22 protein-coding genes and 1 tRNA gene are annotated in these 25278 nt (G+C 58.9%); 12 read left to right on the forward strand and 11 right to left on the reverse strand.

What is annotated here, in order from left to right; all coding sequences use genetic code 11:
- Positions 1-60: 60 nt before the first annotated feature.
- The 3 genes from dctP (at position 61) to CZ345_RS16060 (ending at position 3940) form a co-directional block, all read left to right on the forward strand.
- A complete protein-coding gene (gene dctP / locus CZ345_RS00680) occupies positions 61-1116 on the forward strand; it encodes a TRAP transporter substrate-binding protein DctP (RefSeq protein ID WP_077071281.1) in 1056 nt (351 codons plus the stop codon).
- A gap of 104 nt (positions 1117-1220) precedes the next feature.
- Positions 1221-3122, forward strand: a complete 1902-nt coding sequence (locus CZ345_RS00690; RefSeq protein WP_162274901.1) for a TRAP transporter large permease — start codon at positions 1221-1223, stop codon at positions 3120-3122.
- Positions 3123-3185: 63 nt separating this feature from the next.
- Positions 3186-3940, forward strand: a protein-coding gene (locus CZ345_RS16060) for an IS5 family transposase (RefSeq protein ID WP_204224230.1) whose coding sequence is annotated in 2 segments (ribosomal slippage) — positions 3186-3519 and positions 3519-3940 — 756 coding nt in all. Because the reading frame shifts where the segments join, the coding sequence is not laid out codon by codon here.
- Between the two features lie 233 nt (positions 3941-4173).
- Here CZ345_RS16060 and CZ345_RS00705 read toward each other — a convergent pair.
- On the reverse strand, positions 4174-5982 hold the full coding sequence (locus CZ345_RS00705; RefSeq protein WP_077071284.1) for a nuclease-related domain-containing DEAD/DEAH box helicase: 1809 nt from the start codon (positions 5980-5982) through the stop codon (positions 4174-4176).
- Between the two features lie 240 nt (positions 5983-6222).
- Between CZ345_RS00705 and CZ345_RS00710 the strand changes: the two genes are divergently transcribed.
- The 3 genes from CZ345_RS00710 to CZ345_RS16425 all read left to right on the forward strand — a co-directional run bounded on the left by CZ345_RS00710 (position 6223) and on the right by CZ345_RS16425 (position 8963).
- Positions 6223-7170, forward strand: a complete 948-nt coding sequence (locus CZ345_RS00710) for a helix-turn-helix transcriptional regulator (protein WP_077071285.1) — start codon at positions 6223-6225, stop codon at positions 7168-7170.
- Between the two features lie 225 nt (positions 7171-7395).
- The gene (locus CZ345_RS00715) at positions 7396-8520 is read left to right on the forward strand and encodes a DUF4116 domain-containing protein (RefSeq protein WP_077071286.1); all 1125 of its coding nucleotides are present in this window, start codon (positions 7396-7398) and stop codon (positions 8518-8520) included.
- Between the two features lie 83 nt (positions 8521-8603).
- Entirely contained in the window at positions 8604-8963 is a 360-nt protein-coding gene (locus CZ345_RS16425) for a hypothetical protein (protein ID WP_144277190.1), read from the forward strand.
- A gap of 353 nt (positions 8964-9316) precedes the next feature.
- Here CZ345_RS16425 and CZ345_RS00725 read toward each other — a convergent pair whose 3' ends face one another.
- The 10 genes from CZ345_RS00725 to groES form a co-directional block, all read right to left on the reverse strand.
- The gene (locus CZ345_RS00725; protein ID WP_077071288.1) at positions 9317-10564 is read right to left on the reverse strand and encodes a YqiA/YcfP family alpha/beta fold hydrolase; all 1248 of its coding nucleotides are present in this window, start codon (positions 10562-10564) and stop codon (positions 9317-9319) included.
- Between the two features lie 853 nt (positions 10565-11417).
- On the reverse strand, positions 11418-11888 hold the full coding sequence (gene tnpA, locus CZ345_RS00730; protein ID WP_077071289.1) for an IS200/IS605 family transposase: 471 nt from the start codon (positions 11886-11888) through the stop codon (positions 11418-11420).
- A gap of 200 nt (positions 11889-12088) precedes the next feature.
- Positions 12089-12173, reverse strand: a tRNA-Leu gene (locus CZ345_RS00735).
- A gap of 186 nt (positions 12174-12359) precedes the next feature.
- The gene (proB, locus tag CZ345_RS00740; RefSeq protein ID WP_077071290.1) at positions 12360-13502 is read right to left on the reverse strand and encodes a glutamate 5-kinase; all 1143 of its coding nucleotides are present in this window, start codon (positions 13500-13502) and stop codon (positions 12360-12362) included.
- A complete protein-coding gene (obgE, locus tag CZ345_RS00745) occupies positions 13502-14605 on the reverse strand; it encodes a GTPase ObgE (protein ID WP_077071291.1) in 1104 nt (367 codons plus the stop codon). The genes proB and obgE overlap by 1 nt, the downstream gene beginning before the upstream one ends.
- A 194-nt stretch (positions 14606-14799) precedes the next feature.
- Positions 14800-15075 (reverse strand): 50S ribosomal protein L27, encoded by a 276-nt coding sequence (gene rpmA / locus CZ345_RS00750; RefSeq protein WP_077071292.1) that lies wholly within the window; start codon positions 15073-15075, stop codon positions 14800-14802.
- Positions 15076-15108: 33 nt separating this feature from the next.
- A complete protein-coding gene (gene rplU, locus CZ345_RS00755) occupies positions 15109-15417 on the reverse strand; it encodes a 50S ribosomal protein L21 (protein ID WP_077071293.1) in 309 nt (102 codons plus the stop codon).
- A gap of 538 nt (positions 15418-15955) precedes the next feature.
- Positions 15956-16366 carry a YkvA family protein gene (locus CZ345_RS00760; protein WP_077071294.1) on the reverse strand — a complete coding sequence of 137 codons (411 nt, stop codon included), beginning with the start codon at positions 16364-16366 and terminating at the stop codon, positions 15956-15958.
- Positions 16367-16597: 231 nt separating this feature from the next.
- Positions 16598-18229, reverse strand: a complete 1632-nt coding sequence (groL, locus tag CZ345_RS00765) for a chaperonin GroEL (protein ID WP_077071295.1) — start codon at positions 18227-18229, stop codon at positions 16598-16600.
- A 42-nt stretch (positions 18230-18271) separates the two neighbouring features.
- Positions 18272-18553, reverse strand: coding sequence for a co-chaperone GroES (gene groES, locus CZ345_RS00770; RefSeq protein WP_077071296.1), 282 nt, complete (start codon positions 18551-18553; stop codon positions 18272-18274).
- Between the two features lie 677 nt (positions 18554-19230).
- On the opposite strand from groES, the gene CZ345_RS00775 reads away from it, so the two are divergent.
- The 6 genes from CZ345_RS00775 (at position 19231) to CZ345_RS00800 (ending at position 25273) form a co-directional block, all read left to right on the forward strand.
- Positions 19231-19965 carry a carboxymuconolactone decarboxylase family protein gene (locus CZ345_RS00775; protein ID WP_077071297.1) on the forward strand — a complete coding sequence of 245 codons (735 nt, stop codon included), beginning with the start codon at positions 19231-19233 and terminating at the stop codon, positions 19963-19965.
- Positions 19966-20164: 199 nt separating this feature from the next.
- Complete coding sequence (locus tag CZ345_RS00780) at positions 20165-20617, forward strand: CBS domain-containing protein (protein WP_077071414.1); 453 nt, start codon at positions 20165-20167, stop codon at positions 20615-20617.
- Positions 20614-21405 carry a hypothetical protein gene (locus CZ345_RS16965; protein WP_077071298.1) on the forward strand — a complete coding sequence of 264 codons (792 nt, stop codon included), beginning with the start codon at positions 20614-20616 and terminating at the stop codon, positions 21403-21405. Before CZ345_RS00780 ends, CZ345_RS16965 begins: the two co-directional genes overlap by 4 nt.
- Positions 21399-22178 (forward strand): M48 family metallopeptidase, encoded by a 780-nt coding sequence (locus CZ345_RS00790; protein ID WP_077071299.1) that lies wholly within the window; start codon positions 21399-21401, stop codon positions 22176-22178. Before CZ345_RS16965 ends, CZ345_RS00790 begins: the two co-directional genes overlap by 7 nt.
- A 182-nt stretch (positions 22179-22360) precedes the next feature.
- Positions 22361-24013 (forward strand): phosphoglucomutase (alpha-D-glucose-1,6-bisphosphate-dependent), encoded by a 1653-nt coding sequence (gene pgm / locus CZ345_RS00795; protein WP_077071300.1) that lies wholly within the window; start codon positions 22361-22363, stop codon positions 24011-24013.
- Between the two features lie 750 nt (positions 24014-24763).
- Entirely contained in the window at positions 24764-25273 is a 510-nt protein-coding gene (locus tag CZ345_RS00800; protein ID WP_144277191.1) for a DUF8052 family protein, read from the forward strand.
- The last annotated feature ends 5 nt before the right edge of the window (positions 25274-25278 follow it).

Below are 25278 nucleotides of genomic sequence, written 5' to 3' on the forward strand. Positions count from 1 at the left end.
CCATGCCATGGCAGAGGACGCAGTACGCCCTTTCCCAGTTTTGAGAATACGGAGGTCTCTATGAACAAGCGCTTCCTCATTGCTCTGGCAGCCACAGTGGCGTTCAGCTTTACCCTGCCCATAGCCTCACAGGCGAAGACCTGGAACCTGCGTTTTACAGGATCAGACTTCGAATCCCACCCCAGCGTAACCAACGGTCTTCTGCCCTGGCTCAAGGAAATTGAAAAAGCCACCAACGGGCAGGTAAAAATACGTTACTTCAATCCCAACACCATCTGCCCGGTAAACGAAATCGTTACCTCCATCGAAAGCGGCGCCATCGATATGGGTGCCATTGACCATGCGCGCAACACCGGCCGTTTTCCTCTGCACGATGTCTTCCTGCTTCCCCTTATTACAGGAAATTCCACAGCTCAGGGGGTGACGGCATGGCGCGTATTCCAGTCCTCGCCCCTGCTGCAGAAAGAAATGGCATCCGTCAAGGTCCTCGGATACTGGGGAGGCGGCTCCATGCAGATCATGACCAAGGAAAAGCCCGTCACAAAGCTTGAAGATATGAAGGGGCTGCGCATGACGTGCATGAGCAAACCCTTTGCCGACGCCGTGCAGGCGCTGGACGCCAACCCCATCACTGTTCCTCTTCCCGACATCTACATGACGCTCTCGCGCAATTCTGCCGACTCCGCCCTCTTTTCCCTGCTGGCCTCCGGCTCCATCAAGATCCAGGATATCATCAAGCACATCACCTTGGTGAGCCTCTGCAAGGACATCCGCTTCGTCGGCATCAACAAGGATCTGTGGGACAGCTTCCCCCCGGATATTCAGAAGGCCATTGAAAGCACCTGCTGCAGCGAGTCCTGGGCGGCCCGCATGTCCGGTGTCATGGATGAAGGCGACGTTTCCGGCAGAGAACTTCTTACCAAGGCAGGAGCCAAATTCTATACTCTGGACGATGCAGAATACGAACGCTGGGTCAAGGCCTGCGCACCTCTGGATCAGGCATGGATAAACAAGGTTGTAGAACTCGGCATTGCCGAAAAAGATGCGAGGGCACTGCTTGAACAGGTCCGCAAGGTAGGCGCGGAAGTAACCAACTCTCTGTCAAAGCCCCGGTAATCCCTTCTCCCCTCTTTTCTGTCCCGGAATGATCGCATTTCCGGGACAGAAAAGATATCCGCATGCTGCATCCGAAACCAACAACACCGCAAGGGAGGATAATCATGAGTTCCGGTATTGAAAATGCTGCGCATCGCCTGGCCGTGCTTTCCAAAAGCGTCAACGGAGTCTTCTACAGACTCTCCGCGCTGGCCGCGGGACTCATGGTCATCCCTACGGTTCTGGATGTACTCAGCCGTTTTCTGTTCAACAAATCCCTCATCGGAGCCATGGAGCTTGTCGAGTTCTGCATGGTCATCCTTGTCTTCAGCAGTCTGGGATACATTCAGGACGATCGTTCCCACATCCGTGTCACCCTGCTTACCGATCACTTTTCCCCGCGTGTGCGGGATATGCTGGAAGCTGTTTCCACGCTGTGCCCCTTTCTGCTGCTCTGCCTCATCACCTGGTGCGTATTCCAGAACGGCGTGACCAAGTCCGGCACCAACGAGCTGAGCGGCATGCTCGGCATTCCGCTTGCGCCCTTCATCTTCTACGGTGCTCTCGGCTGTCTCATCTTTTCCCTCGCTCTGCTTGCGAACTTCATCTCCGTTGCGGCGGACATGCTTTCCCGACGAATGCACCTTTCCTTCCTGTGCGGCATCGTATTAAGCGTACTGCTGCTTTCCGTGCCGTTCTTCGTCCGCGGAACGGAAATTGCCGACAACTACATGCTTCTCGGCTCCCTCGGCATGGTCATTCTCATGGCAAGCATACTTCTGGGCATGCCCATAGGGCTGGCCATGGCGCTTATGGGATATATCGGCATGCTGGTCATATACCCCAACTTCAAGGCTTCCTTCTCCATGCTGGGCGTCAATCCCTACAATGTGGCCTCAAACTATACCTATACCGTAGTTCCCATGTTCATCCTTATGGGAGAGCTGGCCATGTACAGCGGCATCAGCCGGGATCTGTTCAACGCCGCCAACGTATGGCTCGGCCGCCAGCCGGGCGGCCTCGGCATAGCCACCGTAAGCGGATGCGCGGGTTTCGCCGCCGTTTCCGGCGATTCCATGGCCACCGCCGTGACCATGGCTTCCGTAGCCCTTCCTGAAATGCGCAAGAAGAAGTACGACCCCGGCCTTGCCTGTGCAACTCTCGCCGCAGGCGGCACTCTGGGCATACTCATCCCCCCGAGCACAGGCTTCATTTTCTATGCGCTCGTGACCGAAGTCTCCATAGGAAAGCTCTTTGTCGCAGGCGTCATCCCCGGTATTCTCCTTACGCTCATGTTCATATCCGTGCTGCTCTTCATCGCCTATCGGCATCCTGAGCTCTCCCCTCGTGGGGAATCCACCACCTTTAAGGAAAAAATACGTTCCATCAAAGGAATCTTCGCCATGGTCGCCCTGATCTTTCTCATTCTCGGCGGCATTCTCCTCGGCTGGTTCAGTCCCAACGAAGGCGGTGCCGTCGGCGCGGCCGGCACGCTTCTCTATGCACTGTGTCGTCGTCGCCTCAGCTGGAACGACTTCAAGAGCGCACTCAATTCCACGGCACAGGTCACCGGCAGGCTTCTTCTGATACTTATCGGAGTGAGCATTCTGGGTACATTCCTCGCTGCCACTGCCCTGCCTTACGATCTGGCCGACACCGTAGTAAGTCTCCACGTCAACAGATATGTACTGCTTGCGGCCATCGTACTCTTCTACATCATCATGGGCTGCCTCATGAACGTCATCCCCATGATCCTGCTCACGCTGCCCGCCATCTACCCCACCATCATAGAACTCGGCTTCGACCCGGTGTGGTTCGGCGTGGTGGTCGTCATTCTCATGGAAGCCGGGCAGATCACTCCTCCCGTGGGCATCAACGTTTTTGCCCTGAGCAGCGTAGCCACCGATGTGCCCATGGCCAGCATTTTCCGCAGAGTGATCCCCTTCTTCTTGGCCATGATGTTCCTGGTCTTCCTGCTTGCGGTATTCCCGCAGATAGCTCTCTGGCTTCCCTCCGTGCTGTTCTAGGCTCAGGACTCATTAATTGCCAAAAGGGTAAAAAGTTCTTATTGTCGGCATAGGGAGGATGCCATGAAGGAACTTTTTTATCTTTCTCATGAACAGATTGCTCGTATCAAACGCTACTTTCCTCGTTCCCATGGCATTCCGAGAGTCGATGACAGGCGTGTCGTCAGCGGCATTATCTATGTCATCAAGCACGGCCTGCAATGGAAAGATGCTCCGCGCGAGTATGGACCATACAAAACTCTCTACAATCGTTTTATCCGCTGGAGCCGATTGGGGGTCTTTAACAGGATTTTTGCGGAGCTTGTTGAGCAAAACGGCTCCACAACACGCTTGATGATTGATGCCACACATCTCAAGGCACACAGGACAGCAGCAAGTTTGCTGAAAAAAGGGGCCTTTCCCGATGTATCGGACGCACAAAAGGCGGCCTGAATTCAAAACTCCACGCTGTCTGCAATGCCTTCGGTCAACCGTTGGCCTTCCATCTGTCCGGCGGTCAGGTGAGCGACTACAAAGGCGCTGCTGTCCTGCTTGATACTCTGCCGCAGGCCGGGGAGCTTCTGGCGGATAGAGGCTATGATGCCGACTGGTTTCGTCATGCCTTGTCCCGTAAAGGAATCACGCCGTGTATTCCCGGCAGACACAGCCGGAAAACTCCGGTGGCCTATGACAAGGAGGTTTATAAGCAGCGGCACAAGATAGAAATCATGTTCGGCCGGCTCAAGGATTGGCGCAGAATAGCCATGCGTTATGACCGTTGTGCCCACACGTTCTTTTCGGCTATTTGTCTCGCTGCCATTGTCATCTTTTATATTTAATGAGTCCTGAACCTAGGCATGACCTGCCCCTCGGGCCCTGATGCACGCCCCCATGCATCTTCCTCATAGAAAGCGATCCGGGTATTCCGGGTCGCTTTCTACGTCTGTATCATGCAGAAAACGCCTTTCCATATGCCCGACTTTCACGGAAAACTTTTCCTGCTTTCGAGCTGTAAATTTCTTTCAGGGGCTTTCCCGACAAAGTTCCCTCTACCACTTCACGTTTCCTCCTCTCAAACTCCGCTCTTCTTTCCGTCGTCATACCAGATGACGGTGAGCTGACGGCGGGCGCGGGTCATGCCCACATAAACAAGAGCGTGAAACCGGGCTTCGCTGCGCGTCATCCCCCGCTCTCTTCTCCGTTCCCAGAAAGCACGGCGGTCCCGGCTCTCCCTGAGCAGAAGATGTTCCCTGCCTTCCGCAAGGCTGAGGGGCAGCACCAACGTGACGCAGGCAAAATCCATGCCCTTCATGCTGTGTATGGTGGAAACCGTAACGGAATCCGTAGTGATGTCGTAACGGCGTTTGGCGCGCTCATCTTCCGAAGGCCACAGCGTCATCATGCCGCGACGGGCAAGGGCATCGAGCAGCAGATGGGGCAGGTTGCCGTCCGTTCTTGCATAGAGAACGGCCATTTCTCCCTGGGGCAGACCGGAACGGCGCATATCCGCCACGCCGGAAGCGGCCATGGCGGCGGCCTCCTCCCTGCCGGAAGCGTAGCGCACTTCCGGCATGTCGCCATCCAGAACACCCAGCTCCTTATCCGGTGCGTAAACCTCCGCATCGAGCCAGTCTTCCGCAAAAGCTGCGATCTGCCGGGTGGAGCGGTAACGGTTCTTCAACGAAAACGTCTTCATACCGGGCATGTTCAGCCACGTTTCGGGACTGCTCTCGGCATAGAGGTGCTGCTCCGCATCCATGGCCGCGAGAAGCGACGTGTCCTCCCTCAGAAGCAGCGTCACGGCTCGCACCATCATGGGGGTGAAGTCCTGCGCCTCATCCACAAGCACGGCATCCCAGATTCCGCAAAGTTCATGACCGGCTTCCAGTTCCTCCACTGCCATGGCCTGCACGGTCCTGTAGTAGTCGGCGTTCTCCTTCTCCTCCACCTTGTCTCCGAGAATACGGGCCATAAGATCGAACACGGGCATGACCTCCACCCCGCCCGTTCCCAGAGGCAGGGCTCTTTCCGCAAGCATACGCCGGATATAGCCCGCAAGGGAAAGATTGAAGCAGAGAAAAAGCACTTTTGCGGAGGGGCTTTTCTTAAGAATCTCTTCCGCCCTCCGCGCCAGAATCAATGTTTTCCCGCAGCCTGCCGCGCCGCGCAGCAGTCTCCGGCCGCCGGTGAAACGAAGGGCCGCCTTTTCCTGCTCTTCATCCAGCGTCACCAGCCTCTTTTCCCCGCTCTGCCAGTCCACACCGGGTATCTGCATGATCACGGCATGGCCCAGCTTGCGTTCCACGGTCTGCACAAGAGTTTTGCCGTGCTCGTAAAAAAAACGGCAGGGAAAGCGTTCGTTCAGCATGTTCTGAAAAAATCCGCCCTTGTCGGAAGCACGCTCCAGCGCTTCCAGTTCTTCCTGAAACAGCGTGGTACGGGGGGATGTCAGTTCCGAAATCAAAGGATCACGGCGCAGCCGCTCCTCATAATCGGCACGCCTCATATTCGGCAACACCACGCCGCATTGCAGGGGGAGCAGAAATTCCTTTCCTCCCGGCTTCTGAAACATGGCCTTCAGAAGGTTAAGGTAGTGCTGCGACTGCCCGAACGGACAGGTACGGTTCTCTTCCTTCCATCCCAGGCGCAGCCGGACCACGTTTCTGTCCGCCGAAACCACCTGATCCAGCGCCCAGTCCTTCACTTCCAGCACGATAAGACCATTTTTCGGCGTATAGAGCACGAAATCGGCCGTCTCACCATCCAGAGAAGGATTGATCCACGCCGTGAAGAACACGGGAAGCTTTTCCAGAAAACGGTAAAGACGCCTTTCACCCTCGGTGGCTTCCTCAGGAAGGGAAGCGGGAATCATGGTGGCCATAAACACTCCGTACGACGTTTGAGTCTCCGCCCGGATACGACGGGCGGAAGCTGCGCTCATCCCTGCGCCCATGGTATGCCCGCAGGGATGATACGGCAAGAAATCTCCCGTGAGGAACCATGACGCGGACATCCCCCGTTTTCTCTTCACGGGCGGCCGCCATTGGAAAAGAAACGCCCGGTCTCTGTTTTTTCTTGCGTTTGCAGAAAATTCACGCAACTCTCACGACAGGAGGGCATCATGGACAGCGCACATCACCTTCAGGAAGACGACTCGCCGAGAATCACGCGGCTTCTGCGCATTGCACAGGAAATACGCCGGGAACCGCATCAGACGCAGGAAAGCCTGTGGCGCAGGTTCGGCATCAGCCGCAGCCAGTATTATAAGGATAAAAGCGCTCTGGCGGATGTGGGTTTCCGCTTCGATTTTCAGAAAAACCGCGGTTTCCGCATTCTGGAGGACAGGCTGACGCCCATCACGGGACTCACCTTCAGCGACCGCCTTCTGCTTATGTTCGCGCTGGAACATCTTGCCGCCGAAGGCGACGGTACGCTGGCGGCCCTTGCCATGGAAACGGGCCGGAAACTTGCCGGAGGGCTGGATTCTCCCTTCCGGGAACAACTGCAGAAAAGTTTCGACTCCTGCGTCACTCAGGGAGCCTTCGGCGTCAGGCCGGAAGTGCTGGCCGCTCTTCAGGACGCCGTAAGCCGCGGGCAGCGCGTCCGCATTCTGTATACGCGCGCCGCGGACTGGACCCGGAGCTGGCGGGAACTGGACCCCCGCCGCCTCTATATCCGCAAACGGGCCATGTACCTCTACGCCAGAACGGTGGATGAAACGCCACCGGCCTGGAAAATCTTCCGCCTGAACCGCATTGATGAGGTACGCGCCACCGGCATTTTCTGCAGCTGGGACCCCATGGACGACGGTGGATTTGAAGAAAAGCAGAAAAACGCCTTTTCCGGCGTGTTCGGCGACAGGCTCTACGATGTCACGCTGCGCTTCACCGGCAATGCCATGCACTACGTTCTGGAAAAAAACTGGCATTCCAGCCAGCGCATCCGCCGTTCCGAACATGAACTGCTTTTTTCCGTGCGCGTTTCCGATCCGCAGGAAGTATTGTACTGGGCAAAACAGTGGGGGCATGAGGCGGAAGTCATAGGCGTGGAGCCTTCGGACGAGGAATAAGTCCCCTGCTGTTCCCCGCATGAGTGTCCGGTCGTCCCCTCGTCACCGGAGCGGAATGCACGGCATCTTCCCGGCAGTCATCCCTCTTCCCCGGTCATCCTTCCCGTTCCCGTCCACCCATAGGTGGATGGGGCCGACATCTTTTCTTTTTCGTTCTCCTTCTGCTGCTATGGTGTTTTCAGGGAATATCATCCGCCGGCAAAGCGGCGTCAGCAAGGAGAACACATGTCTCATCACCATCATGCCCCCGGGGGCATCGCCGAGGAAAAAAACACCCGGAACGAAATTCTTTCCCTCTTGTGGGAGGAACCGGAACTGCTCGCCTTTCTGCGTGAACAGGACGAGGAACTCTGCCTTGCCGCCGTACGGGAAAACGGGCTTACGCTGCGCCATGTACGGTGTCAGACGCCGGAAATCTGCCTTGCCGCCGTACAGGAAGACGGCGAGGCACTGGAATATGTGCAGGAACAGACGCCCGTTCTCTGCCGGGCGGCCGTCACGCAGAACGGACTGGCCCTGCGCTTTGTGAAGGAACAGAATACGGAGCTATGCGAGCTTGCGCTGAAGCAGAACCCCGACGCCCTGCGTCATGTACGCAGCATCACGCCGGAACTTCTCCGCCTTGCCGCCCTTTCCTGCCGGGGTACCTCTTTTCTTCCCGAAGGCGCAGATCCCGATCTTTTTCTGGACAGGAAGGCCTCGGCCCGCAAGGCGCTGCTGCGCATGAAACACCCCACGGAAGCCGCCTGTCTGCGCGCCGTCACGGCCGACCCCGACGCGCTGGAACTTCTTGATGAAGACCGGCAGAGCGAAGCGGTCTGCCTTGCCGCCGTGCGTCAAAACGGCGAAGCCCTGCGCCATGTGCGCCGTCAGAGCCGCATCGTATGCCTGGCCGCCGTGCGGGAAAGCGGCCTTGCGTTGCGCCATGTTCTTGAACAGACGGAAGAAATCTGTCTCGCCGCCGTACGGGAAAACGGCGAAGCCCTGCGTTATGTACGCAATCAGACGGAAAACATCTGCCTTGCCGCCGTGCGCAACGAAGGCGACGCCCTGCTCTATGTACGGAACAAAACCCCCGAAATCTGCCGGGAAGCCGTGGCACAGTACGGCGGCGCCATACGCCTTGTTCCCGAGCAGGACGAAGACCTCCAGCTTGCCGCTCTGCGTTCCGATCCCTACAGCATACGCTGGATGGCAAGTCCCTCGCGCAAGGTCATCATGAATGTGGTGCAGACATGGGGACAGGCGCTGCAGTTCGTCCCGGGACAGGATGAGGAGACATGTACAGCGGCTCTGAGCAATGACGGCGAATCTCTGCGCTATGTCCACAGGCCAAAAAACGCGCGCTGACGCCGGGCATTTTTCAACGGCGGCGGAAAGTGATACCTGCAACGGGTACTCCTGTCCCCCCTTCTTCGCTCCGGCTCCTGGCCGTGCAGTCAACCGGGCTGAACCTGCGGCATGTCGCCGATCAGGATGCCGCCGTCTGTCTTCATGCCGTCCGGCAGAACGGCATGGCGCTGCGCTTTATTTTCCGCCCTTCCCGACGCGTACAGCAGCCCGACGTCCGGGCAAGCGGCGACGCCCTGCAGTATCTGTCCGGCGCTTCCGAAGAAAACGCCATGCCTGCGGCAAGCAGACACGGTCGGAACGGAAGCTCCCTGCGCCTTGTGAGACAACGGAGAGAAGCACTCTGCATGGCCCCTCGACGCCATCCGCGACTAAGCTCCGGCCGCCCGGGTACGGGCTGCCACGAACAGGGACGCCCGGGACGCGAAAAACGCTTCGCCTGAAAACGGAAAGAACACTTCCCCGGACAGACAACCTTCCGCGGCAGACCAGCAGGAACATGTTCTTCCGCCCGAACGGCATTCGCCCGAAGAAAAGGCCGTACTCCACAAGGCACGGCACGAACGCTTTTCCGGCCTCTCCCCGTTTCCCGCAAAAGAATCCGCGCCCTGCGGAGCTTCCTGTTTTTATGCGCCGCATTCCGCACAGGTTCCGCCCCCCGGTCGGAGGATCTCTCCTTCCGCACGGCAGGGGCTTTTCCGTGTCCCCCCTGCTTCCCGCATACCGGGAAAGCCCGACGCAGGACGAGGCGCACGCGCCGGGCAACATCCCTTTCCGGGCGGACAGCCCTTCCCGCCTACAACCGTTCAAAAGCCTCCACCGGATCTTCGTTTCTGTCCCACAGAGAGGAAAAACGGTCGCGCAGAGACGCGTTCATGAACGAGCCGTGGAGCTGATGCCCCTGCCAGCGGGCACTGATGCAGCGCCTGCCGGGAAAGGCCGATTCCCAGGCTGCAGAAAAGGAATTCTGCTCCAGCGGCAGGCGATATTCCGCGTCCAGGAGGCTATGCGCCGCCATCTGATGCCGCAGCATCTGCCCGTCGGCCCGGACAAGCACATAGTCCTTCCCTCCACAGAGGCGGACCAGTCCGGCAAGAAGCCGCTTCATACGCGCCTCGTGACGCAGAGGGAAGAACACGGCAATGACGACACGGCGTTCCCCGCCGTTTTCCTCTTCCAGTTCCATATATTCCACATCGGCAAGCCAGAGTATGCGGCGCGCCCGCGCCAGTGCGACCCCGGCATCGAACAGACCCGCCAGTTCAAAACGCGCGGCTTCGTGAAACGGCTCTGCAAAGGGTTCCCCGGCGTCCCAGCAGGAAAAATTCTCCAGCAGCTTGCCGTGTTTCAGAATGTCCACGGCGTGGGAATAGTCCATGATCTGATGCCCGGAAGCAATATCATGCAGTTCCGCTCCCCCCTGCCAGAAGGCTCGGGCGAGACGGGAATCAAGAACATCGTCGGCATTGCCGAGGAAAATGTCGCGACGGGGCGGCTCCATGCGTTCCCTGAGGGCGAACGTACCCTTCTGCCGTTCTTCCGCCCGCAGGGAAATGCCGCGTCCGCCCATCATGAGAACGGGGGCGGAAGCCTCCTGCGCGCACGCTTCACGGCGTTCCTCACGGGCCCACATTTCATTGCGCCAGGGACGGGGATCGGGCGCCTGCGCATAGGACAGCAGCGTTTCCCGCGTGAATTCCCACGAAGAACCATCGGTAAAACGCGTATTGGTTCCGAGGAACTGTTCCAGTTGCATGGCCGGAAACACTACGGGATTCCATGCTGCCACATGGACGATGGACGGATGCCGCAACTGAAGCGCGTAAAAGCCCCCCAGCGAGGACCCCATGACGCAGAGACGGTCGTTCTTCTCGTCCACGGCCTCCATGATCTGCCGGCGCAGGGAACAGAGGCATTCGGCAAAAGGCCGGGCATAATCGTATTCAGGACGGATGACCTCCGTACCGAGCAGTTCGGAAAGCTCCCTGCCGGAACGACTCTGCGCTCCGCTGTTCAGACCATGAATATAGATAAAGCGATCCATACGTTCTCCTGCCGGTATGATGCCGGCTCCGGTAAGAGGCCGTGCAAAGGCCGTGTTTTGCGCCTGTCCGAACCCGCTTCGGAGGCAAAGCGCCGCTCCCGGAAGCTCTGCACGCAAGGCGTATGTGTCCGGCGCTTCCGGCAAAGGACCGGACAATGCCGGTACGGACAGCTCTCTTCCGTTTTCCGGCCTTCCGGCTCCCCTTCTACTGAAACATATAGCCCATACATTCCGGCATGGTACAGATAAAACACGCCTCGCGTCCACCTCTGCGTAGACGAAAAAACTCCCTCTGCTCCCCCTTCGGAAAACGGCGGCCGTCTCCCGCCTGCATCGCCCACGACAAAAAGCATCCCGCACCGCGTATCCGGCAACGCAGAAAACACCGGAAGACAACATGCAACGTGCAACGAAAAACATGCAGGCTCCGCCTTTCGAAAAGGTAAACGGAGCCTGCAGCAGAGAACGGAGTCAGGACCACCCGTAGAACGGGTGGCTTGACCAGCCCTGTAAGGGCTTGTTACTTACTCGCGCCTTAAGGGCGCCGGCTTGAACTTCTCTAGTCGGCGCCCTGCCTTTTTTTCAACAGTTCAAGCCCCCATGTACTTTGACTCTTAGCCTGCTCNTGCAACGTGCAACGAAAAACATGCAGGCTCCGCCTTTCGAAAAGGTAAACGGAGCCTGCAGCAGAGAACGGAGTCAGGACCACCCGTAAAACGGGTGGCTTGACCAGCCCTGTAAGGGCTTGTTACTTACTCGCGCCTTAAGGGCGCCGGCTTGAACTTCTCTAGTCGGCGCCCTGCCTTTTTTTCAACAGTTCAAGCCCCCATGTACTTTGACTCGTAGCCTGCTCCTAAAGGAGCTTTCCCTGCTTTGGACTGAACGGATCCGTATATTCCCTGCACGTCCTCTTATCAAGCATGATATCTTCTCTATCCTGATCCCGTATATATTTCCTGATCGTTGCTTCGTTCAAACCTGCTGTGCTGACGTAATATCCCACGCTCCAGAATCTCCGATTGCCATACCGGTATTTCAGCTGGGAAAATTTATCAAAAATCATCAGTGAACTTTTACCCTTTATATACCCCATAACCGACGATATCGCATACTTCGGCGGTATCATGACAAGCATATGCACATGGTCTATCATCATATGTCCCTCAATAATTTCGATTCCCTTGTAATTACAAAGCTGTCGTATTATTTTTCCTATTTCTTCACGGTATTGCCCGTAAATCACTTTTCTCCTATACTTCGGAGTGAAGACAATATGGTACCTACACAGCCATTTCGTATGTGCCAGATTTTGTTCTTTCGCCATAAAAAAACACCTTTTCGATGTGGACGGGAGCCTGAACAACTCCGTCTTATCGAAAAGGTGTTTTTTTAGGTATAACCATTTTGTGGTCCACCCGCTAAGCGGGTGGTTTTCTGTTTCGGTCGCTTCCGCTCCCTCAACTGCCTGAAGGCCTTAATGCAAAAAGGGCCGCGAAAAGAATTTCGCGGCCCTTACATACTGACTGGTGCCCAGGGGGAGACTCGAACTCCCACGCCATTCGGCGCTACCACCTCAAGATAGTGTGTCTACCAATTCCACCACCTGGGCACGAGCTGGAACTTATAGAAATTCGCCCGCCTTGGCAAGCATTTTTTTCATCCCGTCGCAAAAAAATATTCCTGAGCCTTTTGCGCCGCTCCGTGAACGGAAAAATGAGGAATATCCTCCCCAAAGGAAAGCTTTATGCGCGAAAAAGGCCGCTCCCCGAAGGTTACGGCCTTTTTTCAACCTTGTTCATACGGCTGCGTTGATCAGCAGATTGTCGCGGTGTATCACTTCAGGATAGTGGGCATTCCCCAGAATGGCCGCCACCTCCAGCCTGCGGAGTCCCTTGATGCGTTCAAGGTCTTCCGAGGAGTAGTTGGTCAGCCCCACGCCGATGTGGTGATCCCCGCACACGACGCGCACCAGCGCCCCGGGTTCAAAGCTGCCTTCCACCGCGCGGATGCCGCCGGGAAGCAGGCTCCCGCCCTTTTCCTCCAGCGCACGGGCCGCGCCCTCATCCACAAGAATGCTGCCCTGAGGTTCCGACTGATAGGCCATCCAGTACTTGCGGCGCGACACGGCCTGTTCCGCCGGACGTACCCAGGTGCCCACCTTCTCCCCGGCAAACGCGGCATCGAGAATATCGGGGCGACGCCCCGGCAGAATAAGCGTAGGCACGCCGAGCTGCGCCGCACGACGCGCCGCCATGAGTTTGGAGCGCATACCGCCCGTCCCCACGCTGGTCTTGGCTCCGCACAGGGATTCTATGTCCAGCTCCGCAATGTCGTCGATGCATTCAAGATAGGGAATGCTTTCCCCCGGAGCCGCGGACTCGGGGTTCGCCGCCATCACGCCTGCGGCGCTCGTGAGGTTGATGTACAGATCCCCTTCCACCAGATTGAGCAGCAGACTGGCAAGCTGGTCGTTGTCGCCGAACTTCAGCTCCTGTACGGCCACGGTGTCGTTTTCGTTGACGATGGGCACCACACCCCAGTCCAGCAGATTCATGAAGGTATTGCGGGCATTGAGAAAGCGCGTACGGCTGCGGAGGTCGTCACGGGTGAGCAGTACCTGCGCGCACAGCAGCCCCTGCGCGGCAAAGGCGTGCTCATACTCACGCATGAGACAGCCCTGTCCTATGGCGGCGAGAGCCTGCTTGCCGGATATGCCTTCCACGCTGCGCCCGCGGTCCGGCAGCGCGGTGCGTCCGGCGGCCACGGCCCCGGAACTCACCAGGCAGACGCGCCTGCCGCTGCGGACCAGACGTGCAAGCTGTTCCACAAGATTATACAGAACGGAAAGATGCAGTCCTTCGGCGGTGGTAAGCACCGCACTGCCCACCTTCACCACAAGGGTATGCGCCGAAGCGAGCGTTTTTTCTCGGGTATCCATTATTCGCGCGTCCATATCACTTCAATGTCGGGGAATTCTTCATCCACCACCACTTCTTCCTGATAGTGCACGAACGGATCGTTGAAGTCCAGCTCATCGCGCAGTTTCCACATGCGCTCCACCAGCTCCTCGATGCCGATTTCCTCTTTGGCGGAAATGAAAAGAATGTCCCTGCCGTCCGCGGCAGCGCGGGCCTTGAGCACTTCGAGTTCCTCGGGGGTGCGCAGGTCTATCTTGTTCACCACCTCTATCTGGCGGCGTCTGGCAAGCTCCGGGTCGAAGAGAGAAAGTTCGTCGTTGATGAGGTCGAAGCCTTCCCACGGATTTTCCGCCTCGGGGTCCACATCTTCCACACTGAGAATATGCACGAGAAAACGCGTGCGCTCCACATGACGCAGGAAACGGTCGCCCAGGCCCTGCCCTTCATGCGCGCCTTCGATGAGGCCGGGAATATCGGCAATGACCATGCGGCGGTCGGGGTCGCAGTCGTCGATGAGCACGCCGAGGTTGGGCGTCAGCGTAGTGAAGGGATAATCCGCTATCTTGGGTCGCGCGGCGGACACGCGGGAAAGGAAGGTGGACTTGCCCGCATTGGGCAGGCCCAGAAGACCGGCGTCGGCCAGAATCTTCAGTTCAAGGCGGAAGGTCTTCTCCTCGCCGGGTTCCCCCTTCTGCGCAAAACGCGGGGCACGCATGGTGGAGGACTTGAAATGTTCGTTGCCCTTGCCGCCGCGGCCTCCGGCTGCGAGAAGCACGGGCTTTTCCGTATCGGACACGTCGGCAAAGAGCACTTCGCCCTCGCCCGTACGTTCATAAAGCTGCGTACCGGCGGGCAGTTCGATGATAAGATCCTCGCCCTTGTGCCCGTCGCACTGGCTGCCCATGCCGCCCTGCCCGTTGGGGGCCTCATAAATGCGCTTCAGGCGAAAATCGTACAGGCTGTAAAGCCTGTTGGAGGCAATGGCATAAACATTGCCTCCGTCGCCACCGTTGCCGCCGTCCGGGCCGCCCTTGGCAACAAACTTTTCGCGGCGGAAGGAAACGCAGCCGTTGCCGCCCTTGCCGGCCTTCACCTGAATGGTGGCCTCATCCACAAATTTCATATCGGTTTCCTCTCGTCGGTTGAAGCGCTGCCTTCCTGTTCCGGGGAACATATGCCCGGTCCGTTGCCGGACAGCCTTTGACGGGCCGCCCCTGACGCAGCAGCGGAAGCAAGAATGCGCCCGCTTTCCAAAAAACGCAAAGGGCGGGAAGAGCCACAGCCCTTCTCGCCCAAAACGTCATACCAGAAGCACGCTTACGCCGCAGCTTCGGCGGGAACGATGCTCACGCGCTTGTGCACGCGACGCTTGCGGTAGAACTTTTCAAACTTCACCACGCCGTCGCACTTGGCGAAAAGGGTGTAGTCGCGGCCCATGCCGACGTTGGCGCCGGGATACACCACGGTGCCGAGCTGACGAACAATGATGTTGCCGGCAAGAACATGCTGGCCGCCGAAGCGCTTCACGCCTCTGCGCTGACCTTCACTGTCACGACCGTTGCGGGAGCTGCCGCCTGCTTTTTTATGTGCCATGATGAAACTCCTTGGAGAAAAACGGTACGCCCGTTAGGCGACGATACCGGTAACAGTAAGAACGGTGTATTCCTGACGATGGCCCTGAGTGCGGCGTTCGGCCTTGCGGCGCTTGTGCTTGAACACCACGACCTTGTCGCCGAGGATGTGATCGACGACCTTGGCGGTCACCTTGGCGCCTTCCACGACGGGGGTGCCGATCTTGGTGCTTTCGCCGCCGATCATGAGCACGCGGTCGAGGGACACTTCGCTGTCCTTTTCAGCGTTCATGAGGTCGACAACAACCTTGTTGCCTTCCTGAACGCGGTACTGCTTGCCGAGCACTTCAACAATAGCGTACATTAAAACCTCCGAAAAACGGGTCAGAATTGAAGCCTGCTTCCCATGATACAGGTACTCCGGCGAACCGGAAAAAGCCGCTGAGCGGCGCACACTCCCTGAATGATGCTGGCAGGCATGACAACCTGTTCCCGTATGTCGGTGCAGGTGCGCCTCTCCGAGGAGGGCGACTTTTCCATTACAGGCAAGTGCATAGATGCCCTGGGCGGACATCCGAAGGATGGTCATACACGTTTTCTCTCCGTCTGGCAAGCACTTTTTCCAAGGGAAATTCCGGCAGAGGAACATCCTCCCTTAAAAAGCCTTCCCCCGTCGGCCTTCCGGGCAAGGAGGGTACTCCCCCGACGCGTCATGCCGACGGCAGAGCTCCCTTCTCCGCCCGGGAGGAGAAGACGACAGCCCGGAACTCGGAGCGCCGTATCTTCTCATCCCCGTGGAAGCCTCACGCTTCTCTTCCGCGCGTCACGGCCGCCGGAGAGGACATGAAAAAGCAGCCCGCCTCCCTTCCGGGAAAGCGGGCATGGAGGAAAAACAGAAAAGTCTAACCGCGAAGAACCTTCTCCGCCTTCGCCAGCCAGCGCTCAAGGGCGGCATCGGCCCGGGCCCGGGCCTCGTCGTCCACATAGGCGGCCACGGCGGCAAGCGCCGCCGCCAGTATGCCTATATCGTCGGTAAAACCGAAAGCGGGAATGATGTCGGGGATGATGTCGGCCGGAAGAATGAAATACCCCAGCGCGCCGAGAATGATGGCTCGCGTCTTTCCCGGCAGATCCCTGCGCCGGAGGGTATAGTAAAGAATCAGTGCGGAACGCAGGCCTTCCTTGCCCAGAGTTCCGGCAAAGCGCAGCAGCTTGGTGTGAAACGCCTCTTCGGAATAGGCGCGCCGGTATTTCTCATCGGTGACAAGTTCCGGCTCCACCACGGCGCGGCCCTGTTCGTCGTGTTCCGTCATGGATTGCTCTCCTGTGGCCTTGCGGACGCGAAGAAAGGACAGTCCCTGAGCGTCCGCCGTGAAACGCGGGAAGGGACGTCCGCAGCGCAGGAACAGATTTTCCCGTAACCGGAACAAAGTTCCCGGCCTGCACCGCTTCTCATCACAGGCTCTTCTGCGAAAAAAGGGGAACCGCTTGCGCGATCCCCCTTGTTATCAGGCATCGGCGGGCAGATGCCCGCCGGGCACTTTTTAGTACATGCCGCCCATGCCGCCGCCCATGGGAGCAGCGGGAGCCGCAGGCTCGGGCTTGGGCAGTTCAGCAATGGCGCATTCGGTGGTCAGCAGCAGGGCGGCCACGGAAGAGGCGTGCTGAAGCGCGAAACGGGAAACCTGCTTGGGGTCGATGATACCAGCAGCCAGAAGGTCTTCATATTCGCCGGTAGCGGCGTTGAAGCCGAAGCCGTCCTTGCCTTCGCGCACCTTTTCCACCACTACGGAGCCTTCGAAACCGGCGTTGGCGGCAATCTGACGCAGAGGTTCTTCCACGGCGCGGCGGATGATGTTCACACCGGCCATTTCTTCTTCGGAAGCCTCGATGTCGTCAAGAGCGGGGATGCAGCGGATGTAGGCGGTGCCGCCGCCAGGCACGATGCCTTCGGCAACGGCGGCGCGGGTGGCGTTGAGGGCGTCCTCGACGCGGTCCTTCTTTTCCTTCATTTCGGTTTCGGTGGCGGCACCGACCTTGATCACGGCAACGCCGCCGACCAGCTTGGCCAGACGTTCCTGGAGCTTTTCACGGTCGTAGTCGGAAGTGGCTTCGGCGATCTGGGCACGGATCTGAGCGACGCGGGCCTTGATGTCGGCGGATTCGCCGGCGCCGTCGACGATGGTGGTGTTGTCCTTGTCGATGCGCACGCGCTTGGCGGTGCCGAGGTTGGCGAGGGTGAAGTTTTCAAGCTTCACGCCCATTTCTTCGGAAGCCACGGTGCCGCCGGTGAGGATGGCGATATCCTGGAGCATGGCCTTGCGGCGGTCACCGAAGCCGGGAGCCTTGACGGCCGCAACCTGCAGGGTGCCGCGCAGCTTGTTCACCACGAGGGTGGCAAGGGCTTCGCCTTCCACATCTTCGGCGATGATAAGCAGAGGACGGTTCATCTTGGCCACCTGTTCGAGGACGGGCAGCATTTCCTTCATGCCGGAGATCTTCTTTTCCTGCAGAAGGATGAAGGGGTTCTCAAGCTCGCACACCAGCTTTTCGGCGTCGGTGACGAAATAGGGGGAGAGGTAGCCGCGGTCGAACTGCATACCTTCCACGGTTTCCAGCGTGGTTTCGAGGCCCTTGGCTTCTTCCACGGTGATGACGCCTTCCTTGCCGACCTTGCTCATGGCTTCGGCAATGATGTTGCCGATGGTGGCGTCGGAGTTGGCGGAAATGGTGCCGACCTGGGCGATTTCCTTCTGGTCGCGGGTGGGCTTGGCAATGTTGCCGAGCTCAGCGGTGATGGCGGCCACGGCCTTGTCGATGCCGCGCTTGATGGGCATGGGGTTGCGGCCGGCGGCCACGAGCTTCACGCCTTCACGGTAGATGGCCTGAGCCAGAACGGTGGCGGTGGTGGTACCGTCGCCGGCGGCGTCGTTGGTCTTGGAGGCCACTTCGCGGACGAGCTGGGCGCCCATGTTTTCGAACTTGTCTTCCAGTTCGACTTCCTTGGCGACGGTCACGCCGTCCTTGGTGATGACGGGAGCGCCGTAGGCCTTTTCAATGAGCACGTTGCGGCCCTTGGGGCCGAGGGTCACCTTCACGGCGTTGGCAAGCTTGTCCACGCCAAGGGCCAGACGTTCGCGGGCCTTGGCGTCGAAGAGAATCTCTTTAGCAGACATGATATGTTCTCCTGAGAAAAATAGAGGAAGTGATCGAGGAAGTTAGTCGAGGATGGCGAGGATATCTTCTTCGCGCATGATGATGTGATCGGCGCCGTTGACCTTGATTTCGGTACCGGCATACTTGGCGAAGAGCACGACGTCGCCGGGCTTCACTTCCATGGCGACACGTTCACCCTTCTCGTTCAGCTTGCCGGGGCCGCAGGCCACGACTTCACCCTTGGAGGGCTTTTCCTTGGCGGCATCGGGAATGAAAAGGCCGCCGGCGGTCTTTTCTTCAGATTCAAGGCGTTTCACGAGCACACGATCATTCAGGGGTTTCATTACCCATATCCTCCCAAAAAATTTTTGTTATCGTAAATTCTCCAGCACCGTTCCGGGAAACCGGAAGGCTGTGCGAAAAAGCGGCGCTGAAAACCCCGGAGCATTATCGCTCCCGGTGACGAAGCATAAATAAGCCCGCTTTCGAAGTTGAAAAGGGGCAAAACGGCATTTTTTTGCCCTTTTTTTGAAAAAAAATTAAATATTCAATTATTTCCATATATTAAAAAATAAAAAATTAACAGCCTTTTTCCCCGCGCTCCTCTTTTCCGCTCTTTTTTCCCCATATGGACGGCAAACGGCAATGCGCAGGGCCCAGTCCGGCAAAAATGCGCGGACAGGCATTCCCGCATGTCCCCAGCCGCACATCGCTTTGCACTGGCTTGACGGCCCCTGTTCACCGGCAGGGGAAAACGCTCTTCCCGCTTTCACCGGCAACGGCAGAATCAGGCAAGAATAAGAAGGAAACGTATCTACCTTACCAGAAGCTCCCGTCCTATGCTGCGCTCGGAAGCGTTCGTGCGCCCGGCCCGGAAGACGGAAACCTTGTCTTTTACGTCCGGTCCTTCCCGACAGAGATACCCCGCAAGTCAGCACGACGTATCGGAAAAACATGACTTTCCCGCCTGTTCCCACGCTGCCGTATCGCACGGGCGGACGCAAAAAAACGGAGAGATGTGATGAACCAGCCCATTGAAGAACCGTACCTTGGGGAAACATTCCCTGCTCTGGAAAAGACCGATCCCGACCTTGCAGCCATGCGTGCGCGTCTTGCGCGGGAAGACGCGGAAAGCTTCCCGGATGCAAAAACCTCCTGTCTTCTCACCATGGCCGTGCTTGCCGCCCTTCAGACGACCGGAGACATGAAGCGCATCACGGAGGAAGCCCTCCGGGCCGGGGCGACGCCTGTGGAAATCAAGGAAACCCTGTATCAGTGCGTCCCCTACATCGGCTTTCCCCGAACGGAAGCCGCCCTTCGTCCCGTGAACGAGGCGCTTCTTGCCTCCGGCGTTTCCCTGCCCGTGGAAAGCTGTGCCGCGGTAACGGAGGAAAACCGCTTTTCCCGCGGACTTGCGGTGCAGAAATCCATTTTCGGGGATGCCATCGACCGGATGCATAGCGCAACGCCGAAAGACGAGAGACGCATCATGGTGGACCGGCTTTCCGCCTTCTGCTTCGGCGACATCTACACCCGCGGAGGACTCGACCTGAAAAAGCGGGAACTGGTCACCTTCTGCATCATCAGCGCTCTCGGCGGCTGCGAGTCGCAGGTGAAAAGTCATGTGCAGGGCAACGCGAACGTGGGCAACACCAGGCAGGATCTGGTGAATGCGCTTACGCTCATACTTCCCTGCATCGGATTTCCCCGTACGCTGAACGCGCTCTCGTGCGTCAATGAGGTTCTGCCCGGATAACCCCTCTGCGGGGATACAGGAAAACGGAATGCTCCTGTTCCCCGCAGAAGCAACCACGATACGCTCCGCTTCCCCCTTCTCTTCCGCAGGCGGAAAGGCTCGGCATTCTTCCGCCGCTCTTGACAGTCCCGCCGCTTCCTCTTTTAATGGATGCAGGGTCGATTCAGACCGCTATGAACCTTCCACGCCGGAGGAAAACATGAAGACTGCCGCCGATATCATGACCACCAACCCCGTTACCGTCACGCGCGACACCACGCTGCGCGACGCGGCAAGACTCCTGCTCGACGGGCATTTCAACGGCCTGCCTGTTGTGGAAGAAGGCCGGCTCATCGGTATGCTCACGCAGTCCGACCTCATTTCTCTGGACAAAAAGCTGGAAACTCCGGGCTACTTTCTGCTGCTCGGCGGAGCCATTCCCATGCAGATGCCGGGCAAGTTCTCCCGCGAGCTGCGCCGTATGGCCGCGAGCACCGTGGGCGAAGTCATGAGTTCCGAACCGCACGCCATCACGCCCGACACTTCGGTGGAAGAAATAGCCACGCTCATGGTGGAGCAGCGTTACTACACGCTGCCCGTGGAGGAAAACGGGCGTATCGTGGGTGTTGTGGGCATGGAGGATCTGCTCAAGAGGCTCGCCGCTGAAGAATGAGCCTCCTGCCGCGCTTCTTCGCCCTTTTCGCGCTTACGCTCACAGCCATCCCCGTTGCGGGATGGCTCATTCTCATCTGCGCCGATTTTCTTTCTCTGGCCGACTGCCTCGTTCCGCAGCCGGGCTGGCTTGTCTTTGCCCTCATCCTTGCCCTTTCGCTGGTGCTGCCGCCCGCCCTGCACGCCTGGCCCGACCGCTCGCGTCCGCTGCGGGACATCTCGCGGGAAACGGGCCGGGCCGTGCTTTTCTCCTTTTCCCTTTTCGCGCTGTTCTTTCTTGCAGCGGCGCGCCCCCTCTTCCAGTGGCTGAACATTCCGGCCATGCTCGTTCCCCTGGCCGCAGCCAACCTCACCCCGCTCTTTTCCTGCCCTCTGCTCTACATTTCCTATAAAATCGGCGCCTTTCTTCTGCCCCGGCCCGGCCCGCAAACGCCGCGGCCTTCCGCCATGCGTCTTTTCGGGGTGCTTTCGCTGCTGCTTGTTCTTACGCTGATTGTGCATCCCTTCTTCTTTCCCCACGCAGGCGGGCCTCTTGCCCATGCCGGAAGACTGGACATGCTCGGCGCGGCATGGCGCTACCTGGCGCTCAGACACGTTCTCTCCGTATGCGGCAACGCGGGGTTCGTTCCCGCATGGGGCGGCTGCTGCCTCATCTCCCTGCTGGACATGATGCACGCCCTGCCCGGGGCAGGCGCCGCGGAACTTGCGGCTGCGGCCGCGCTTTCCGCCCTCATGCTGGCAAGCTGCGCCTGCCTTCTTCTGCCCTCCAGCCGCAGGTGGCTATGCTGAACCGTGTATGCCGCTCCCGGAAAAGCGATTCCCGACGAATCCGGGAAGAAAAAACTCTCGTTCTGCCCGGCACGGACCTGAGCTTTCTTTTTCAGCGCGACGGATGCCGCACCCTGCGCATCGCCGTGAAGGCCGACGGCTCGGTACGGGTGAAGGCGCCTTCACGCCTTGCGCTGAAGGAAGTCTTCTCCTTTCTCCATGCGCGCCTTGACTGGGTGCGGGCCAAGCAGGACTTTTTCGCCGCCCACAGGGGCGCGCCTTCCGAATTTTGCGAAGGCGGCATCATCTTCTACCTAGGCAGGCCCTTCACGATCCGCCTCATGCCTGCCGGAAAACATGTCCCGGCGCGCCTCGCGGGCAGACAACTGCATCTTCCGCTTCCCCCAGGACGGGAAAACGACGTCAGCGCCGTGGAAAAAGCCTTCCGCCTCTGGCGGCTGACTGCGGCAAAACACATGCTCGGCCGCCGTCTCGCGCGCATGGAGCAGCGCGCCCGCCTCCTTCTCGGAGACGAAGCCGCCCCGGCATCCCTCACGGTACGCTCTCTGAAACGGCGCTGGGGGAGCTGCACCGTCCGGGGCGACATCACCCTCGCCGCGCAGCTCATCGCCCTGCCGCTGCCCCTCGTCGACTACGTCATCTGTCATGAACTGTGCCACCTCAGACAGATGAACCACGGCCCCGCCTTCCACAGACTGCTTCTGCGCCTGCTGCCCGATGCAAGGGAACGCGAAGGCCGCATCCATGTCTGGGCGCTGGAACATCCCCGCTGACTCTGCCGGGGAGAGCGGGGCCGCATCCGCTTCCGTGCGGGGGACCGGCCTTGCCGCCCGTGCCGAGAAAAGAGGAAAAGCTCCGCGCAAAGGGCCGCCTGCCGTATTAACAAGCCCCGTTTTTTGGCGTAACCTGCAACACAACGCATTTCGTCACCTCATGTCCATTCTGGAGACTTGCCATGGCTCTTGACCCTCAGGCGGGTAAACTCCCCCGCCCCGACCAGCTTACCGACATTCCCGTTCTCATTTCCTCCTACTACACCTGCGAGCCCTCCCCGGATGTGGCGGAGCAGGCCGTGAGCTTCGGCACGTCCGGGCATCGCGGTTCCTCCCTGCGCACCAGCTTCAATGAAGCCCACATTCTCGCCGTGACGCAGGCCGTGTGCGACGTACGCAAGGCCGAGGGCATTACCGGTCCTCTCTTCCTCGGCAAGGACACGCACGCCCTTTCCGAACCTGCATGGCGCACCGCTCTTGAAGTGCTGGCCGCCAACGGCGTGGTCACCATGGTGCAGACGGGCCACGGCTATACGCCCACGCCCGCCATTTCCCATGCCATTCTCAGCTGGAACCGCCAGTCCACGGCCACGGCGGACGGCATCGTCATCACGCCTTCCCACAATCCTCCGCAGGACGGCGGCTTCAAGTACAACCCGCCCCACGGCGGTCCGGCGGATACCGGTCTCACCGCCCGCATTCAGGACCGCGCCAACCAGCTTCTGGAAGACGGCAACAGGGACGTGAAGCGCATCAGCCTGTACAAGGCTCTGCGCTCCGGCCTGGTGCAGGATCACGACTATGTGGCCGCGTATGTGGACGACCTGCGCAACGTCATCGACTTTGCAGCCATCGCCAAAGCCGGCCTCAAGCTCGGCGTGAACCCCCTGGGCGGAGCAAGCCTGGCCTACTGGGCGCCCATCGCGGAGAAGTACGGCCTGAGCATCGAAAACACCAACAACCAGTACGACCCCACCTTCCGCTTCATGCCCCTCGACCACGACGGCAAGATCCGCATGGACTGCTCTTCCCCCTACGCCATGGCCGAACTGCTCAAGCTGAAGGACCGTTTCGACATCGCCTTTGCCTGCGACCCGGATTCCGACCGTCACGGCATCGTCACGCCCGAAGGACTCATGAACCCCAACCACTACCTCTCCGTGGTGGTGGACTTCCTCATCCGCGACAGCAAGGACGGATTCCGCAAGGCCTGGCGTCAGGACGCGGCCATCGGCAAGACCGTGGTGACCAGCTCCATGCTCAACCGAGTGGCCGAATCCCACGGCCGCAACGTCATGGAAGTTCCGGTGGGCTTCAAGTGGTTCGTGCCCGGCCTGCACTCCGGCACCTGCTGCCTCGGCTGCGAGGAAAGCGCGGGGGCTTCCTTCCTGCGGGCCGACCGTCTGCCCTGGAGCACCGACAAGGACGGGCTCATTCTCTGCCTGCTGGCCGCCGAAATCACGGCCAAAACCGGCAGAAACCCCGCCGAGCTCTACCATGAACTGGAAGAAAAGTTCGGCGCGCCCGTATACCGCCGCATCGACTCGCCCATGACGCCGGAAATGAAGGCCGCCTTCAAGACCATCTCTCCCGACGACGTGCACATGAAGGAACTGGCCGGTTCCCCGGTCAAGGCCGTGCTCACCAAAGCTCCGGGCAACAACGCTCCCTTCGGCGGCCTGAAGATCGTCACCGACGACGGCTGGTTCGCCGTCCGTCCTTCCGGTACGGAACCCATCTACAAGCTCTACATGGAAGACTTCAAGGGTGAAGAACACTTCCAGAAGATGCAGGAAGAAGCGCAGGCCTTCCTTGCCGGTCTCGCCAAAGCCTGATGACCCGTAACAGCATCCGATGAAAAAGCGCGGCTCCGGCCGCGCTTTTTCATGCCCTCCGCAGGGCGCAAACGCCGCTCTCCGTTTTTTCTGCAACTCCCTGCACGCTCCCCGCAACGGCTCTCCCCATGCTTCTGCAGGCGGTCGCATCCTCCTCGCTCCCCCAGAGGAGAAAACTCCGTCCCCGCACCTGAAAAGGCTGAGGGAAGCCCTGCGAAAATCATGTTCCAACTTTCACGTTTGCAGCATCTTTTCCGCAGTCTCCCGCATCTTTTCCGGGAAAAGTGCGACAATCGCTCTTTCAGGATGCACCGCGCAGACATTTAAACAAGTTTTCTCTTCAAACCTCCATGAAAAATACGAAACGGATACTCTTTAAAGCAAAGAAGGGAAAAAATCTTTTCTTTATTGTCGCATGAAAGATGTTTCGCGGAAAGGAAAGGCGGAAAAAAGGTACTGTTCCCTCCACATTCCTGTACACCTGAAATCGCTGCTCTGCCGCCGGAAGAATCCTGACCGCTCCTTGCGCGTGCCTTTCCCAGAAGTACCCATTCTAATTTCTTTTTTCACAATATAATTTTTTCTTGTATCTCCACTTTGGGCCGTGATAGCGTAATGAGGCCGTGCCACCCCTGAATATGGTAGCCGGAAAACGCCGCCGGAACGGCTTCTGCAAGGGCCTCCGCCCTGCAGGCCGCGCGACGCCCTGAACCCGCCGTTCAAGGGAAAACGTACCAGGAGGATGCGGGAATGCCCGTCAGCAGATCAGCCATGCTTGCCAAACTCAACGATGCCTACACCGTTTATTTCGATGAACGGCCCGTTGAGGCGGACGCTCCCCTGCTTGCCGCCTGTTACGCCTTCCACTCCGCCGACGAGTGTTTCGTCCTCTCGCGGAAAATCCGGCTCTGGCGTGCGGAATCCCATGAATTCGTGTATGTTTTCTCTGTTCCCGAGCTGAGTGCGGAACTTTACGACGCCTGCCGGGGGAAGGCTCTCGAGCTTGGTATGCGTCATATCCGCCCTCACATCGAACACCGGTCGTCCTTCATCACCGCCATCTTCGTCTGCGACGGCATGACGGAGGAGGCTGCCGGGGCCGTGCGGAGGTCGCGGCACCACAAGGACTTCCTGTTTTCCCTGCACGGCTGGATGGACTATCGCGCCGCCGCCGTGAATCTTGCCACGGGGGCCGTTGCGGTCAACGGGGCGGGCCGGGAACTGGCGGCATTCATACGCGGAAATCTGGAAAAGTGCTAACTCAA

It is taken from the genome of Mailhella massiliensis, from assembly GCF_900155525.1.
Classification (GTDB): Bacteria; Desulfobacterota; Desulfovibrionia; order Desulfovibrionales; family Desulfovibrionaceae; genus Mailhella; species Mailhella massiliensis.